This window comes from Brevibacillus panacihumi (genome assembly GCF_003710985.1).
Classification (GTDB): Bacteria; Bacillota; Bacilli; order Brevibacillales; family Brevibacillaceae; genus Brevibacillus; species Brevibacillus panacihumi.
In genome coordinates this window covers 1-14,086 of the sequence record NZ_RHHT01000072.1, presented here as the reverse complement: position 1 = coordinate 14,086, position 14,086 = coordinate 1, and the positions used below count along the sequence as shown (strand labels likewise).

Genomic DNA, 14,086 nt, shown 5'->3' with positions numbered 1-14,086 from the left:
GTTAAAAGGAGACGATCCAAATGAATCATCCAGTGCAAATGTTCGACTACCATTCGTGGGCTACTCAAACCCTTTTGGGACGAATCAAGGAGCTCCCGTCCTCCGTGCTGCAACAGGAAGTAAACACCTCGTTTCCCACCATAGGGGAGGCTTTTGCGCACATCTATGCAGTCGACAAGTGTTGGCTTCAGGTACTGAAAGGCGTTAGCATGCCTAATGCCTTGGAAGAGTGCCTTCCACTTCAACAAGAAACACTTCATTACTCTGTCGAGGAATTCGCGAAAGCCTTTACTGAGCTAACGGAAGAATACAGAGCATGGTTCCGGAGCCAGGACGACCTGGAGCAAACCATTGCGCTCGAAAATCCGTACGCCGGATCGCGCAGCACCCGATTATCGGAAATTGTGCTGCAAACGGTCAACCATGGCACCTATCACCGAGGCAATATTTCGACCATGCTACGCCAGCTGGGCTACGCATCCACAATGACCGAATATGCACTGTATTGGTATCATACACCGATTGCCAAGGACTATTAATACTCGGAAGGCAGATTGGTAAAAAGCACGATTCTTTTCGCTAATGATTACGCGAAAAGAAATCGTGCTTTTATTTGAAAACGATGCGAGATTCCAACATATGATTGATCAATACATCGGCGAATGCTTCTGCTGTGTTGTAGCATTCCTCCAATGTATTGTTGGTGCCGCCAAATTCCAGAAGCAGGCTCCCCTGGGACAAAGACTGGTTATACTCGCCGTTTCCCTCGTTCTTGCTCTTTAGAATGACACCGCGAGACAACCCGGGATATGCCGCTTCGAGACGGGCATGCAGACTGTCTGCCAGTTTTTTGTTTTCGTGGTAGTTCGGGTTGGCTGTCCCGATGACAAACAACATGCGTGCATAGGTTTTGCCGTTCAAGGTGAGCGCTACCTTGCTGCGTGGCTCGTCGCTGTCCCGATGAATATCAAAAATGTACTGCAGACTCGGGTTTGCGGCGACTGCTGCCACAACGGCATTATACGATTCCGCATAGGACATCGCGTAGCTCTTTTTTTGTTCTGCAAGCCTCTTGGCGAAGTCATCCTGATTCACCATCGTTTGGATGCCTCTTTGCTGCAGCAGCTCGCCCAAGCGCTTGCCGACCAAAGTAATGTTGATCTCTGGATCATCTACGGAACTGCCCTGTGTTTGCCTTGCGACATTTCGCCAAGACTCGCGATTGTGGGTGTGGTAGATGTAGACCGTTTCGTTCCCGATCATACCTGCGTTATAACCGACGCCGGGACTGCCAGTGCCATTCGTCGGGTGCACCTGGTCTACGATCCAGCCTGCGATGTAGGCGGTGGATTGGTCAGGCAGCCGAATCATATACCAGTCGCCTTCCGTCTGTACAATCGGGAAGGTTTGCCCGGGTTGAGCCGTTCCTACGACCGCATAGTGAGTTCCGGGACCGCTCCGCAGATTGGTGTCCGCATTTTTTACCCGAATGGAGGCTTCAGCCTGAGCGGGAGGGGGAGTGTTCGGCGTCCACGGATTGACCGGTTGTTGCGGTGCTGCGGCTTCCGGCTTGTATATGTAGGCATCTGCGCCGTTGAAGCGAATCTTGTACCAGCCGTTGGCATAACCGAAATGCTCCAAGACCATGCCGCCGTATAGCTCACCGATGACAGCACTCAAAAAGTCAGGAGCGGCAAATATCGCGTAGCCTTCCTGCAAGGTGAGGGTACCCGCGGCCTGTCCGTCAATCGGGAAAGGCGCTGGCGTCGGTGCTGGCAGAGACGGAGTTGGGACAGGAGCTGGAGTCGGTGCCGGCAGAGACGGAGTTGGGACAGGCGCTGGGTTCGGTGCCGGCAGGGACGGTGTTGGGACAGGCGCTGGAGCGGGAGCAGGCGCTGCCGTTTCAGTCATATAACGTGAATTGACCCAGCCGTTCACTTCGTTGGAAAGCTTGATCTGAACCCAATCCCCTTGTTTTTTTACTTGCAGGTAGGTGCCGTTTGGCGTAATGGTTTGCAAGATTTGCGAAGTGGCATTCGGTTCAGCGCGCACATTCAGCAGCTCGACCGTGCTTTTCAGATAGATCGTACGCGGTATGTCGATCATTTTGACATATTTGTTGTTGACCCAGCCAGTCGTGCCGTTGGCGAGCTTCACTTGCGACCAGCCGTTTTTCTGAGTGACAATGGGCAGGCGCGTTGCTTTGTTGAGCGTTGCGACGATCTGTGTGGTTGTATCGGGGGCACTGCGAATATTCAATTGATCAACGGCCACCTCGACATGGGTGGCTGCATGAGAGATCGGAAGCGGCAGCAGCCAAACCAAGAAAAAAGCGACAACCAAGATAGTAGGGGCATGGTAACGCATGGACTCGTTCCTCTCTTTTCGACTCTTTCTACCAAAAATTTCTTGCCTACCATAAGCCTTTCTCGATAGAGCGACAGAATCCTTCAAGCAATGACATCTTTTTCTGACAAAGCTGAGAAGACGCTCACTTCCGATCCAAAAAAAAGAATACGGCATTTCTGCCGCATTCTGACTTACACCATGATTTTGCAGATTTCGTTCGTAAATTCGACCGGGTCCTGGATCGGCAATCCTTCGATCAGGAGCGCCTGATTGTACAGCAGGGACGTATACAAGGCCAGCTTTTCCTTGTCGGTGGCATAGGCGTCCTTCAGGGATTGGAAAACCTCATGATGCACATTGATTTCCAGCACCTTGTCTGCCTTTACTTGCGGATTGTTCGGCATGGCGTTGAGGATTTTTTCCATCTCCAGGGAGATTTCGCCGTCGCTGGTCAGGCAGACCGGGTGGGATTTCAGCCGCTTGGAGGCACGCACCTTGGTTACCTTTCCGGACAGCTGGCTGGTCATATAGTCGAACAGCTCCTGGTTTTCACTGTTTTCATCGGCTTCCTTGTCCGCATCATCGGCTTCGATGCCCAGATCACCGCTGGATACAGAGCGGAATTCCTTCTCTTTATATGTCTGGAGCATCTTGATTGCGAACTCGTCAATATCTTCGGTGAAGTACAGGATTTCATAGCCTTTATCCGCCACCAGTTCGGTCTGTGGAAGCTTTTCGATGCGTTCGACGGATTCGCCGGTCGCGTAGTAGATGTACTTTTGCTCTTCGGGCATCCGCGAGACGTATTCATCGAGGGAGACGAGCTTCTTCTCTTTGGAGGACGTGAACAAGATGAGATCCTGCAGGGTGTCCTTGTGCATCCCGAAATCGTTGTAGATGCCGAATTTCAACTGTCTGCCGAACGCTTTGAAGAATTGCTCGTACTTCTCACGCTCGTTTTTGAGCATGGTTTGCAATTGTCCCTTGATCTTGCTGTTGATATTTTTGGCGATCAGCTTCAATTGCCGGTCATGCTGCAGCATCTCGCGGGAGATGTTCAAAGACAAGCTCTCCGAATCGACCATCCCTTTGACGAAGCTGAAATAGTCGGGGAGCAGATCAGCGCATTTGTGCATGATCAGCACGCCATTGGCATACAGCTCCAGGCCTTTTTCGTACTCCTTGGAATAGTAGTCAAACGGAATGCTCTCCGGGATGTAGAGGATGGCCTGGTAGATGACGGCGCCATCCGCGCTGATATGGATATGCTTGAGCGGCTTGTCAAATCCGTAGCGCTTTTCATTGTAGAACTGCACGTAATCCTCGTCGGTCAGCTCGTTTTTGTTCTTCCGCCAGATCGGCACCATGCTGTTGATGCGCTGTTCTTCCTTGTACTCCTCGTACTCGCTGTCGCTGCCTTCCTTCAGGCGCTGTCCGCTGACGTCCATTTTGATCGGATAGCGGATAAAGTCGGAGTACTTTTTGATGATCGCTTTCAGGCGATACTGGTCCAAATATTCGTCGTAGATTTCTTCTTCTGTATTTTCCTTGATTTTCAGGATGATGTCCGTACCGTGACTTTCCTTCTCGCAAGGCTCGATGGTGTAACCGTCGGCTCCGGTCGATTCCCATTTATAGGCTTGGGTAGAATCGACGGATTTGCTGATGACTGTAACCACGTCAGCCACCATGAAGGCAGAGTAGAAGCCGACGCCGAATTGTCCGATGATGGCATGGCCGTCTTTGGTTTCGTTCTCATTCTTGAAGGCGAGGGAGCCGCTTTTGGCGATGATGCCGAGATGGCTTTCCAGTTCTTCCTGGGTCATCCCGATTCCTGTATCCCGAATCGTCAAGGTCCGGTTCTCCTTGTCGGCGATGACCTTGATATAGTAGTTGTCCTTGTCAAAAACCAGCTTTTGATCCGTCAAAGCCTTGTAGTAGATCTTGTCGATTGCATCGCTGGCGTTGGAGATCAACTCCCGCAGGAAAATCTCCTTCTGCGTGTAGATCGAGTTGATCATCATTTCCAAAAGCCGTTTGGATTCAGCCTGAAACTGCTTTTTTTCCATGGAAATAGCTCCTTTCCATTCGCTTGACGTCAATTTTTAGCACTCTCGGTCTTAGAGTGCTACCCAATATTTTTTATAGCAGTCCCCTATTTTAAAGTCAATACGGGATTGCCTGATGGTTCCAGCAAATCGCAAGGACCACCGGAGGCTTTCTGACAGCTTTATGATCCTGTGAGCGGGACGTATCCGGTCTTCTCCACGAGGGATTGGCCTTGCGGGGTCAAGATCCATTCGATGAGTTTGGGCACATTCGGGTTATCGCTGCCCGCCGTGACGGCATAAAACTCTGCGGCGAGCGGGTAGGTCTTGTTCGCGATCGTTTCCTTGCTGGGCATGACCCCATCTACCTCAAGAAGGCGGATGTTTCCGTTTTGGACCATCTCAGTGGCGAAGAAGCGGAACGAATATCCGATGGCATTAGGATAATTTTTGTAATCAGATGTTTTTTCGATGATGCCTCCCATGCCGCTGATCCGATCTTCGTTGGGCGGCTTCATCAGCTTGTGGTTGCCCATGATTTTTTGCAGCATGGTTTGGCTGCCGCTGTTCTCCGGTCTTTGAAAAGCGCGGATCGGTTCATTTTTCCCGCCCACCTCTTGCCAGTTGGTAATGGCACCGGAGTAGATCCCTTGGATTTGCTCCGTCGTCAGTCCCTTGACCGGGTTGTCGGCATGGACGAAAAAGACAAAGGCTTCCCGACCGATCGGGGTGAGCTTCAGCTCGACGCCTTTTTCTTTGGCGATGGCCATTTGCTGTGTGGAGGGACCTGCGACGAAAATCACGTCGGCAGCACCGTCCATCACGTTCTTGTAGGCATCCGGTGTTGTATTGGCACTTACCTCGCTGTCGTAGAGATCGTATTCCTTCTTCGGATAGACAGCCTGGGCGAAGGCGGAATAGAGCGGGTAGAGCGCGGTCGCCCCATCCAATCGGGGCAATGGGGACTCCAGCTTCAGAGTAGAAGGCTGATCAAGCGCCACTGCTTTGGTATTCTCCTGGAATGGCTTGTAAGCGGACAAGTCAAAATCCTGTTCGCTGACGGTTGGAATGCTGTTGTGATAGGCTTGATTTGCTTCATATGCAGCAGTCGCCAATGCGCATACAACGAAAAAACCAAGCAGGGAACGATTGGCGATCCGTATTTTGCCGGGGGCGAAGAAGAGCATGATGATATACAGAATCAATGCTGCCGTGACCGCGATGATGAGAGGCATGTAAAAGGTTTGTCCGCCAGACAAGACGGAAAAGATCACGGCAACAAAACCGATGATGCCAATAAAGAAGATGCTTGCCAGGCAAGATATGATTTTCCCGATCCATTCTCCCACTGATGGTTCCTCCTTTCCTTTTACGCCTTTTCATTATACTGGATTGGAAGGAATTGGGCATGGGGAGAAATAGAAAAGCACGGGAATACCCCGTGCTATTTGATCGACATCACTTGACCTTGCGTCATCGCAACCAATTGATCTGGCGTTAGTTTAAATACTGCTTTGGGATGGCCTGCCGCCGCCCAAATGAAGGAATACTGCAGAAGATCCTCGTCCAGGATGGTCGTGATGGCTTCCTTATGACCGATCGGAGCGACACCGCCGATGACATATCCCGTTTTCTCCCGCACATAGTCAGCATCCGCTTTCCCCAAGCTGTCCTGAAACAGGGAGGCGATATGCTTTTCGTTCACGCGGTTTATTCCACTTGCCACCACGAGGAGGGGCTTGTCGGAGGAGGTGAGGCGGAAGATGATCGATTTGGCGATCTGCGCCACCTCGCAGCCGATCGCATCTGCGGCTTCCTGGGCTGTCCAAGCGCTGTCCGGAAGCTCCACAACTTGGTTGGAGTATCCCATCTCCTGCAACAGATCCTGGAATCGTTGCGCGCTCTCTTTCAACGGAATCATATGACATCCCTCCGGGTACAGAGAATGTTAGCTGTAGCTGCGCTCTGGTGTCGGGCTTTCTTGGGCTGCGGTATCAAGCAGCGCGGCATTGATCCCGTTGAGGAAAGCCAGGGCGCTCGCTTTGATGATGTCGGTATCCATCGCACGTCCCGAGTAGATATTGCCCTGGTATTCGATGCGGATGTTGACCCGCCCGATGGCTTCTTTTCCGCGAGACAGGCTGTTGATCTTGTAGTCCTTCAGATGCACATCCTGCCCGACCAGGTTCTTGATGACCGTGTACAGGGCATCGATCGGACCGTCGCCCACAGCGCTTCCGACGAAGGTCTCCGAGCCTTTTTTCAGGGAAACGGTAGCTGTCGGGGACTGATTGTTGGTGATGACCTGGAAGGAATCCAGCTCGTACAGATGGCTGTCTTTGACGTCGAGCGTGCGATGGTTGGTCACCAGGTAAAACACGTCGTGGTCGTATACTTCCTTCTTGCCGTCAGCCAAGGTCAGGAATTTATCGAACAAAACCTCGAATTCAGCAGCGTCGCTAGTATCGAAGCCCAGCTTTTCCACGGCGTTCTTGAAAGCGTGGCGGCCGGAGCGGGCGGTCAGGATCAATTCCATGCTTTCTGCGCCGACTTCCTCCGGCGACATGATTTCATACACTTGCTTATCCTTGAGCAGTCCGTCCTGATGGATGCCGGAGGAGTGGGCAAAAGCGTTGTCTCCCGTGATCGCTTTGTTTACCTGCACATCCAGGCCCGTCAAATAGGTGAGCAGACGGGAGGTTCGGAGCAGCTCGGTAGTCTTGATGTTGGTGTGGCATTGGAAGCTGTTTTCCCGCACTTTGAGAGCCATGATGACTTCCTCCAAGGACGTATTGCCGGCGCGTTCGCCCAGTCCGTTGATCGTCACCTCGACTTTGTCCGCGCCATTTTTGACGGCGGCCAAGGTATTGGCAGTCGCCAGTCCGAGGTCGTTGTGGCAGTGTACGCTGAGAATCACGCTGTCATCGAGGTTTTTCAGGCGTTCATTCAGCTTGCGGATCATCTCGCCGAATTCATCCGGGACAGCGTAGCCGACGGTGTCGGGCACGTTGATCATTGTGGCCCCTGCCTTCACGACGGCCTCAATCGTTTTCCAGAGATATTCGAATTCGGAGCGGGATGCGTCCTCGGTCGAGTACTGGACATGCGGGAGCAAGGTTTTGGCGTATTTGACCGCTTCAACGCCCATTTCCAAGACGGCGTCCTTGGAGCGGTTGAATTTTTTATCAACATGGATGTCGGAGGTGCCCAAGACGATGTGAATCAAAGGATTTTGGGCCAGTTTGATGCTGTTGTAGACTGCGTCGATATCGCTTTTGACAGCGCGCGCCAAGGCGGTGATGGATACGGTGTCGCCGACGCTGCGGGCGATTTCCTGCACGGCTTGGAAATCGCCTGCGGAGGAAGCGGGAAAGCCTGCCTCGATAATATCCACTTGCAGACGCTTCAGCTGTTGGGCGAACTCCACCTTTTGCTGCACATTCAATTTGGCGCCGGGAACCTGTTCACCGTCACGCAGGGTAGTGTCCAATACGATGATTTTACGACTCATGATCATGTCCTCCTTCAAGTGTGGGGTATTTTTGCAATAAAAAAACCCCGTCTCTACGTATAGAGACGAGGTTGAACTCGCGGTACCACTCTAATTCATTTCAGCAAAGCTGAAATGCTCTTCTTCGATGGCCATCACCATCTATCCTTGTAACGGTGGAATTCCGGCAAACCCTACATATCAGGCCGCAGTTCATAGACGAGTTCAAAGTGAGCCACGCTGCCGTTTCGCACCACCCAACGGCTCTCTGAAAGGTTTCTTCACTTCTACTATTTCTAATCGCAACATTTGATTGTGAAATTTTTTGTTAGTATATCCGGTAGTGGAGCAATTTGTCAATACGTAGCCGGAACATTTTTTTATAGTTTAAACGTCTGGACGGATTGCTGCAAGTCTTCTGCCATTCTCGCCAGCGTGAGGGAAGTAGCGGCGATTTGCTCCATTGACGCACTCTGCTCCTCGGCTGCAGCGGCCACCTGCTGTGTGGTTCCGGCGAATTCCTGGGAAATGCCCTGGACGGATTCAATGGAGGAGACCATTTGGTTGGAGCCAGTCTGCAACTCCTGGATGGCTTGTGTGACCTTTTGGATATGCAGATACACTTCTCCGACAGAGTGGGAAAAGGCGTGAAAGGAGTTCCCGGCTTTTTCTGTCAGTTGCGCACCTGCTTGGACCGCAGCAATGCCCTCGTTCATTTCGGTCATGGATGCCTGGATGTCGGTTTGGATCTGTTGGACAATCGCACCGATTTGCTCGGCAGCGAGAGCGGATTGCTCCGCCAATTTTCTTACCTCATCGGCAACGACCGCAAAACCCCGACCCTGTTCACCTGCCCGCGCCGCTTCGATCGCTGCATTGAGGGCGAGCAGGTTGGTTTGACTGGCAATGCCGCTTATGACGGAGATGATATTCTCGATTTCCGCAGATTTGCTGCCTAGTTCATGGACAGTTTGGGCGATGCGGTTTGTCTTGTCTTCAATCTGCTTCATCTGGTTCATCGATTCCGTCACAGCCTGATTCCCTTGGCTGGAGGTTTGTACTGCCTCATCGGAAAGCTCGGTCACATTTTGACTGAGTTCGGAGATGTGAACGATCTCGCCGGACATTTTCGTCACGATCTCCAGAGACCTGTCGGTATTGGTCACTTGCTGTCCCGCACCTGAAGCGATATCCTGAGCGGCCGCAGAGATTTGTTCTGTCACGCGGCTTGCTTCTTCCGCACTCGCCGTCAATTCCTGAGAGGATGCGGCAACCTGTTCGGATGTCGAGGCGACTTTGCCAATCAACTCGCGCAGCTGCTTGATCATATCCTGGACATGCTGACCCAGCTGTGCAATCTCGTCAGTGCCTTTTACCTGCACTTCCGCCATTGTCAAATCTCCTTGAGCGATTCTGGTTACCTGATGGATCACCTTCGTAATCGGTTTGGCAATCGTGCCGCTGATGTAGATCGCCAGGATGACAACCAGCACGGCTGCAATCGTCATCACGAGTATCATTTCCATCTGAAGGGCGTTGGCGCTGGCCAATACGGTATCCAGCTTGATCGTGTAGAAGATGTTGTAATCCGTTTCCGTGATCGGAGCGAAGGCGATCAGGTACTCGACCCCATTCTCCGTGTTCAGCGTGATTCCCGTTTCATTTCTGTTATTTTTCAAAATGGCTTTCAAATCTTCGCTAAGATCCGTTTCATCCACCGTCTTGGCAATCAGATCTTGATTAGCGGTGTACTGTATGCGTTCATTTCCATCCACGAGCAGGATATTCGCTTCGTCATCTGTGTCTTCCAAAAAGGTTTTGATGAACATCTCAAAGTTGACGGTACCATACATGACGCCGATGACCCGCCCCTGCTTGTCTTCAATGGGGGAGGAGACGATCAGGATCCGGTTCCCCGTCGATTTGGAGACGATGATGTCAGAGAAATAGGACTCACCCTTGATCCCTTTTTGAAAATAATCCGTGTCATGGATGTTCAACCCGACTATACCAGGTGTGGAATTGGCGATGACAATTCCGTCTGGTCCCGCAACCCCTACGGATTCATAAACTTTGGACTGATTATGTATCACTTCAAGGTAGGGTGTGATTCCGGATGGCTCCAGAGATTGAACCGTGTCAGTCTTGGCCGACAGCTCGATCTCAGCCATATGGCGGTCCAGCCATTGATCCATGGCGGCAGCTTTCGTCTCGACGATGCTGCGGAAGGTATCCTTTTGATTCTGAATCAATTCTTTCGAGGTTTGCTGATAGGTGATAATGGATGATGTAAGGAGCGGCAAGAGTGCGATAAGCAAAAACCAAATGATTAATTTTGCCCGAATGCTTTTTCTTATTTTCCCCATGATGTCAAGCCTCCACAAGTTCAAGTTCGCGATCAATAGCTGTCTTGGGGCAATGGTTCACTCCATTGCATTTTGTCTGTTTTTCGCTTACCTCAACTCCTTCGTGCATGCCAGGGGAGAATGAAAACCAGCCTGGCTCGAACAGGGGAATCAAACCTGCGGAAAATCGTACGCCCCCGAGGAAACGAGCTGGCTGTAGGTATTGCAAAAATACGTGAATAAACTATTATCAATATTTTCTTGAATTGCGCAACGATTTTCACCCATAGGAAAAACCCATGCTGAACATGCAGCATGGGCAACAGACAATGCTCTTTACATCATCATCGCCGGTTGTTTCACAGGTTGGTACAGGGCACCCAGCGTTTGCAATGTGGATGCAGCAGCGGGTTCAACAGGGTAGTAGCCTTTTTTCACCATCCATTGCCATACCTCATGCGCCTGATGGGAACACATCCGAAAAGCGTCCTCCAGAAACGTCCTGACCTCCGGATTCCCCATTTCCATCGCAGCCCAGGCGTATTCTCTGCCTGCTCTTTTCAGGGTCAACAGGTAGGCTGTCGCGATTTCACGGTCATTAAAATCCTGGGCATCTGTGCGCGGTGTCACCGGAATAGGTGTATTCCCCTGTGTGTAAGATTGCAGGGCTTGCTGAATGTCTGGCACAGGCAAGGGGGACTTGGCGCCTTCCGGGAGACTCAGGTACTCGACTTTGTTGTTGTAGTCCTTCAGATGCAGGGGGAAATGTCTTTGCAACATCGCTTTCAATTCCGGGTCTTGGATATGGTTCATAAAGTAGCCCATATTTGTGATCGAATTGACGCAGCTCATCGTCAATTCATGTATATCCATTGCTTCATGTGTGGTTAATTGCAATGTGATTCCACTCCTTTGGGTCATATACTAGCAGTTGTATAATTCCCGAAGGGGGAGAAGATATTCGGTGTTTCCGAGTGGATGCGATCCGATCCTCATCATGGTGGCAAATACTCAGCGCATTCCATTTGATATGCTCGGTCAACTGACTAATCCTTCAGCGGCATCTTCGCTGGATCCATGTACAGCACATTCCAGCGATGACCATCTACATCAGCAAAACCGGCCCCGTACATCCAGCCGTCTTCTTTCGGCTCGCTATAGATGGTCCCGCCTGCCAGCATGACCTTCTTTACCAGATCGTCTACTTCGTCTTTGCTGTTTGCTCCGATTGAGAGCAATACTTCCATGGATTTGTTTGTATCGGTGAGGTCACTTCCCGCGAAAGTGCGGAGAGTTGCTTCGGGAAAGAGCATGACGGCGACGTTCTGTTCGCCGATCAGCAAGCTTACGACTTCATCGTCATTGGGACAATTCGGGTTGAGCGGAAAGCCAATTTCCGTGAAAAACGCTTTGGATTTGCGGATGTCCTTGACGGGGAGGTTGATCCACAGGTTCTTTGGCATTTTGGGCATAACGATTCTCCTTTCAGGGGCAGGGTTCTTGATGCAAGCATATCATGAGGGGAGAACGACGGTTTCTTATGGATTGCTGTCTCTGCTGCATTCTGGCCTTGATGAAGGAGCCTTAATGACAAACAAGGAGCTGTCGGATGCTGCGGAAAAATGGTATGTATTTTTTGTTGACATTGAAATTTGTCCATGCTAAGATAAATCTTGTCCATGGGGCATTAGCTCAGCTGGGAGAGCGCTACACTGGCAGTGTAGAGGTCAGCGGTTCGATCCCGCTATGCTCCACCATACTTAACCTTAAAAACGGCAGAGATGCCGTCTTTTTGTTTTGAATTCATGTTTTCGTATTCAACGCGCGTGGAGTGTACAGTAATTACGCAAATTGCCTCCCCTGCTGGTAGTGGGCAGGCAGTATGTAGCTTGCTGGTAAGAATAGTAATGTTGTAAAGTGTAGAAAAATTCATTATAATAGTATTTGTTTTAATGGAATTTAACTTTATTGCAGCGGTATTAGAAATGAATGGCTCGATATTACAATTTTATCTTCAACTAGTGGGGGAACATCTATGAAGAGTATACTGAAAAAGTGGAGTCAATTGAGCCTGGTAAAACAAATAATTGTAGGCCTGATTATTGGTATTGCCCTAGCTGTTACGATCCCCGAAGCAGCAAAGCCTGTTTTAATTTTAGGGACTTTATTTGTAGGCGCATTGAAAGCGGTTGCACCTGTGCTAGTACTTTTCTTGGTTATGTCAGCCATCGCTCAACACAAGAGTGGTCACCAAACGAATATGAAATCCATTATCGTCCTCTATCTTTTAGGAACCTTTTTAGCTGGATTAACCGCAGTAATTGTAAGTTTTATTTTTCCTGTAAGCCTAACACTTGCAAATGGCGCTGAGGGTGTGACGGCTCCTGGCGGTGTTGTAGAGGTTCTCAAATCATTACTGCTAAACGTTGTGGATAACCCAATTAAGGCTATTTATAATGCGAACTATATCGGTATCTTAGCTTGGGCGGTACTCCTTGGTTTGGCTTTAAGAAATGCCCCTGATACGACCAAAACGATGATTTCTAATTTTTCAGATGCTATATCCAAAGTGGTAACATGGGTGATTAAGTTTGCACCACTAGGAATCATGGGTCTAGTATTTGATTCTATTACTACAAATGGAATTGAGTCGTTACTAAGCTATGGAAAATTACTTGCGGTTTTACTTGGTTGTATGGTCTTTGTGGCGTTAGTTGTCAATCCCATTATTGTGTTCATCGTTATACGTCAAAACCCTTTCCCGCTTGTTTTTAAGTGCTTAAAGGAAAGTGGTATTACAGCTTTCTTTACACGTAGCTCAGCTGCGAATATTCCTGTAAATATGAGATTATGTGAAAATCTAGGTTTAAATAAAGATAGTTATTCAGTATCCATTCCATTGGGTGCAACCATTAATATGGCTGGTGCCGCTGTTACCATTTCTGTTTTGACACTTGCAGCGGTTCACACACTTGGTATTCAGGTGGACATCCCTACAGCAATCATCCTCAGCGTACTATCAGCGATATGTGCTTGTGGTGCTTCAGGGGTTGCTGGTGGATCCTTGTTGCTGATTCCTCTGGCATGCAGCTTATTTGGAATCTCTGCTGATGTTGCTATGCAGGTTGTTGGAGTAGGCTTTATCATAGGCGTTTTACAGGACTCTTGTGAAACAGCACTTAACTCATCTACAGACGTACTTTTCACAGCTGCTGCTGAATATAAGGAGTGGCGTAAAGAAGGCAAAAAAATAAATATAAACCAAGCAGTATAAAGGAGATATTTTCTTAGCGGGTTTTGAACTGCACCCCAATTGTTAGATTCTACTAGCAATTTGAGGTGTAGTTTTTTTATGGAAATGGAGCTTTTCTCTTAAAGTGGCACGGCGTCTCTTCTTCCATGCCAGGCACATTCTCACCAAGCGCCTTTTTGGATCGGCTACACTGAATTGGACAATTCTCTTAAGGTCTAGTAGATTGAAATCAAATCGACAAGGAACGGAGAGAATGTCATGCAGAAACGTGAGCGTCGGTCATTTACAGACGAGTTCAAGCAGCAGATGGTTCAACTTTACGAGAATGGGAAACCGCGTGCAGATATTTTGAGAGAATATGATCTGAGTGCATCTGCGTTTGACCGTTGGGTCAAACAGAGTAGAACAACAGGTTCTTTCAAAGAAAAAGACAACCGAACCGAGGAAGAAAAGGAACTCATAGCGCTGCGTAAGGAAATCCAACGGTTGAAGATGGAAAACGATATTTTAAAGCAAGCAGCGCTGATCTTCGGACGAAAATAACGGTAATCCAGCAAAACGCTCATAAGTATCCCATATCGGCCATGTGCAAGATCCTTCA

10 protein-coding genes, 1 tRNA gene, 1 pseudogene and 1 other annotated feature are annotated in these 14,086 nt (G+C 49.7%); of the genes and pseudogenes, 4 read left to right on the top strand and 8 right to left on the bottom strand.

Going from position 1 to position 14,086, the window contains the following annotated elements; genetic code table 11:
- The first annotated feature begins 20 nt into the window (after positions 1 to 20).
- A complete protein-coding gene (locus tag EDM58_RS23500; RefSeq protein WP_122915479.1) occupies positions 21 to 539 on the top strand; it encodes a DinB family protein in 519 nt (172 codons plus the stop codon).
- Positions 540 to 609: 70 nt separating this feature from the next.
- On the opposite strand, the gene spoIIP is transcribed toward EDM58_RS23500, so the two are convergent.
- The 8 genes from spoIIP to EDM58_RS23460 form a co-directional block, all read right to left on the bottom strand.
- Positions 610 to 2,367 (bottom strand): stage II sporulation protein P, encoded by a 1,758-nt coding sequence (gene spoIIP / locus EDM58_RS23495; protein ID WP_122915478.1) that lies wholly within the window; start codon positions 2,365 to 2,367, stop codon positions 610 to 612.
- Between the two features lie 173 nt (positions 2,368 to 2,540).
- Entirely contained in the window at positions 2,541 to 4,418 is a 1,878-nt protein-coding gene (gene htpG / locus EDM58_RS23490; RefSeq protein WP_122915477.1) for a molecular chaperone HtpG, read from the bottom strand.
- A 161-nt stretch (positions 4,419 to 4,579) separates the two neighbouring features.
- A complete protein-coding gene (locus EDM58_RS23485) occupies positions 4,580 to 5,746 on the bottom strand; it encodes a substrate-binding domain-containing protein (protein ID WP_246001001.1) in 1,167 nt (388 codons plus the stop codon).
- Positions 5,747 to 5,841: 95 nt separating this feature from the next.
- Positions 5,842 to 6,318 carry a YbaK/EbsC family protein gene (locus tag EDM58_RS23480; protein WP_122915476.1) on the bottom strand — a complete coding sequence of 159 codons (477 nt, stop codon included), beginning with the start codon at positions 6,316 to 6,318 and terminating at the stop codon, positions 5,842 to 5,844.
- A 27-nt stretch (positions 6,319 to 6,345) separates the two neighbouring features.
- A complete protein-coding gene (locus EDM58_RS23475) occupies positions 6,346 to 7,908 on the bottom strand; it encodes a 2-isopropylmalate synthase (protein ID WP_122915475.1) in 1,563 nt (520 codons plus the stop codon).
- Positions 7,909 to 7,966: 58 nt separating this feature from the next.
- Positions 7,967 to 8,200: a binding site (T-box leader), on the bottom strand.
- Between the two features lie 67 nt (positions 8,201 to 8,267).
- On the bottom strand, positions 8,268 to 10,253 hold the full coding sequence (locus EDM58_RS23470; RefSeq protein ID WP_122915474.1) for a methyl-accepting chemotaxis protein: 1,986 nt from the start codon (positions 10,251 to 10,253) through the stop codon (positions 8,268 to 8,270).
- Between the two features lie 315 nt (positions 10,254 to 10,568).
- The gene (locus EDM58_RS23465; RefSeq protein ID WP_122915473.1) at positions 10,569 to 11,129 is read right to left on the bottom strand and encodes a spore coat protein; all 561 of its coding nucleotides are present in this window, start codon (positions 11,127 to 11,129) and stop codon (positions 10,569 to 10,571) included.
- A gap of 149 nt (positions 11,130 to 11,278) precedes the next feature.
- A complete protein-coding gene (locus EDM58_RS23460; protein WP_122915518.1) occupies positions 11,279 to 11,695 on the bottom strand; it encodes a VOC family protein in 417 nt (138 codons plus the stop codon).
- 218 nt (positions 11,696 to 11,913) lie between these two features.
- On the opposite strand from EDM58_RS23460, the gene EDM58_RS23455 reads away from it, so the two are divergent.
- The 3 genes and pseudogenes from EDM58_RS23455 to EDM58_RS23445 form a co-directional block, all read left to right on the top strand.
- Positions 11,914 to 11,989: transfer RNA gene (locus EDM58_RS23455), tRNA-Ala, on the top strand.
- Between the two features lie 278 nt (positions 11,990 to 12,267).
- The gene (gene sstT, locus EDM58_RS23450; protein WP_122915472.1) at positions 12,268 to 13,506 is read left to right on the top strand and encodes a serine/threonine transporter SstT; all 1,239 of its coding nucleotides are present in this window, start codon (positions 12,268 to 12,270) and stop codon (positions 13,504 to 13,506) included.
- A 237-nt stretch (positions 13,507 to 13,743) separates the two neighbouring features.
- Positions 13,744 to 14,086: pseudogene (locus EDM58_RS23445) on the top strand (transposase); the annotation flags it as partial.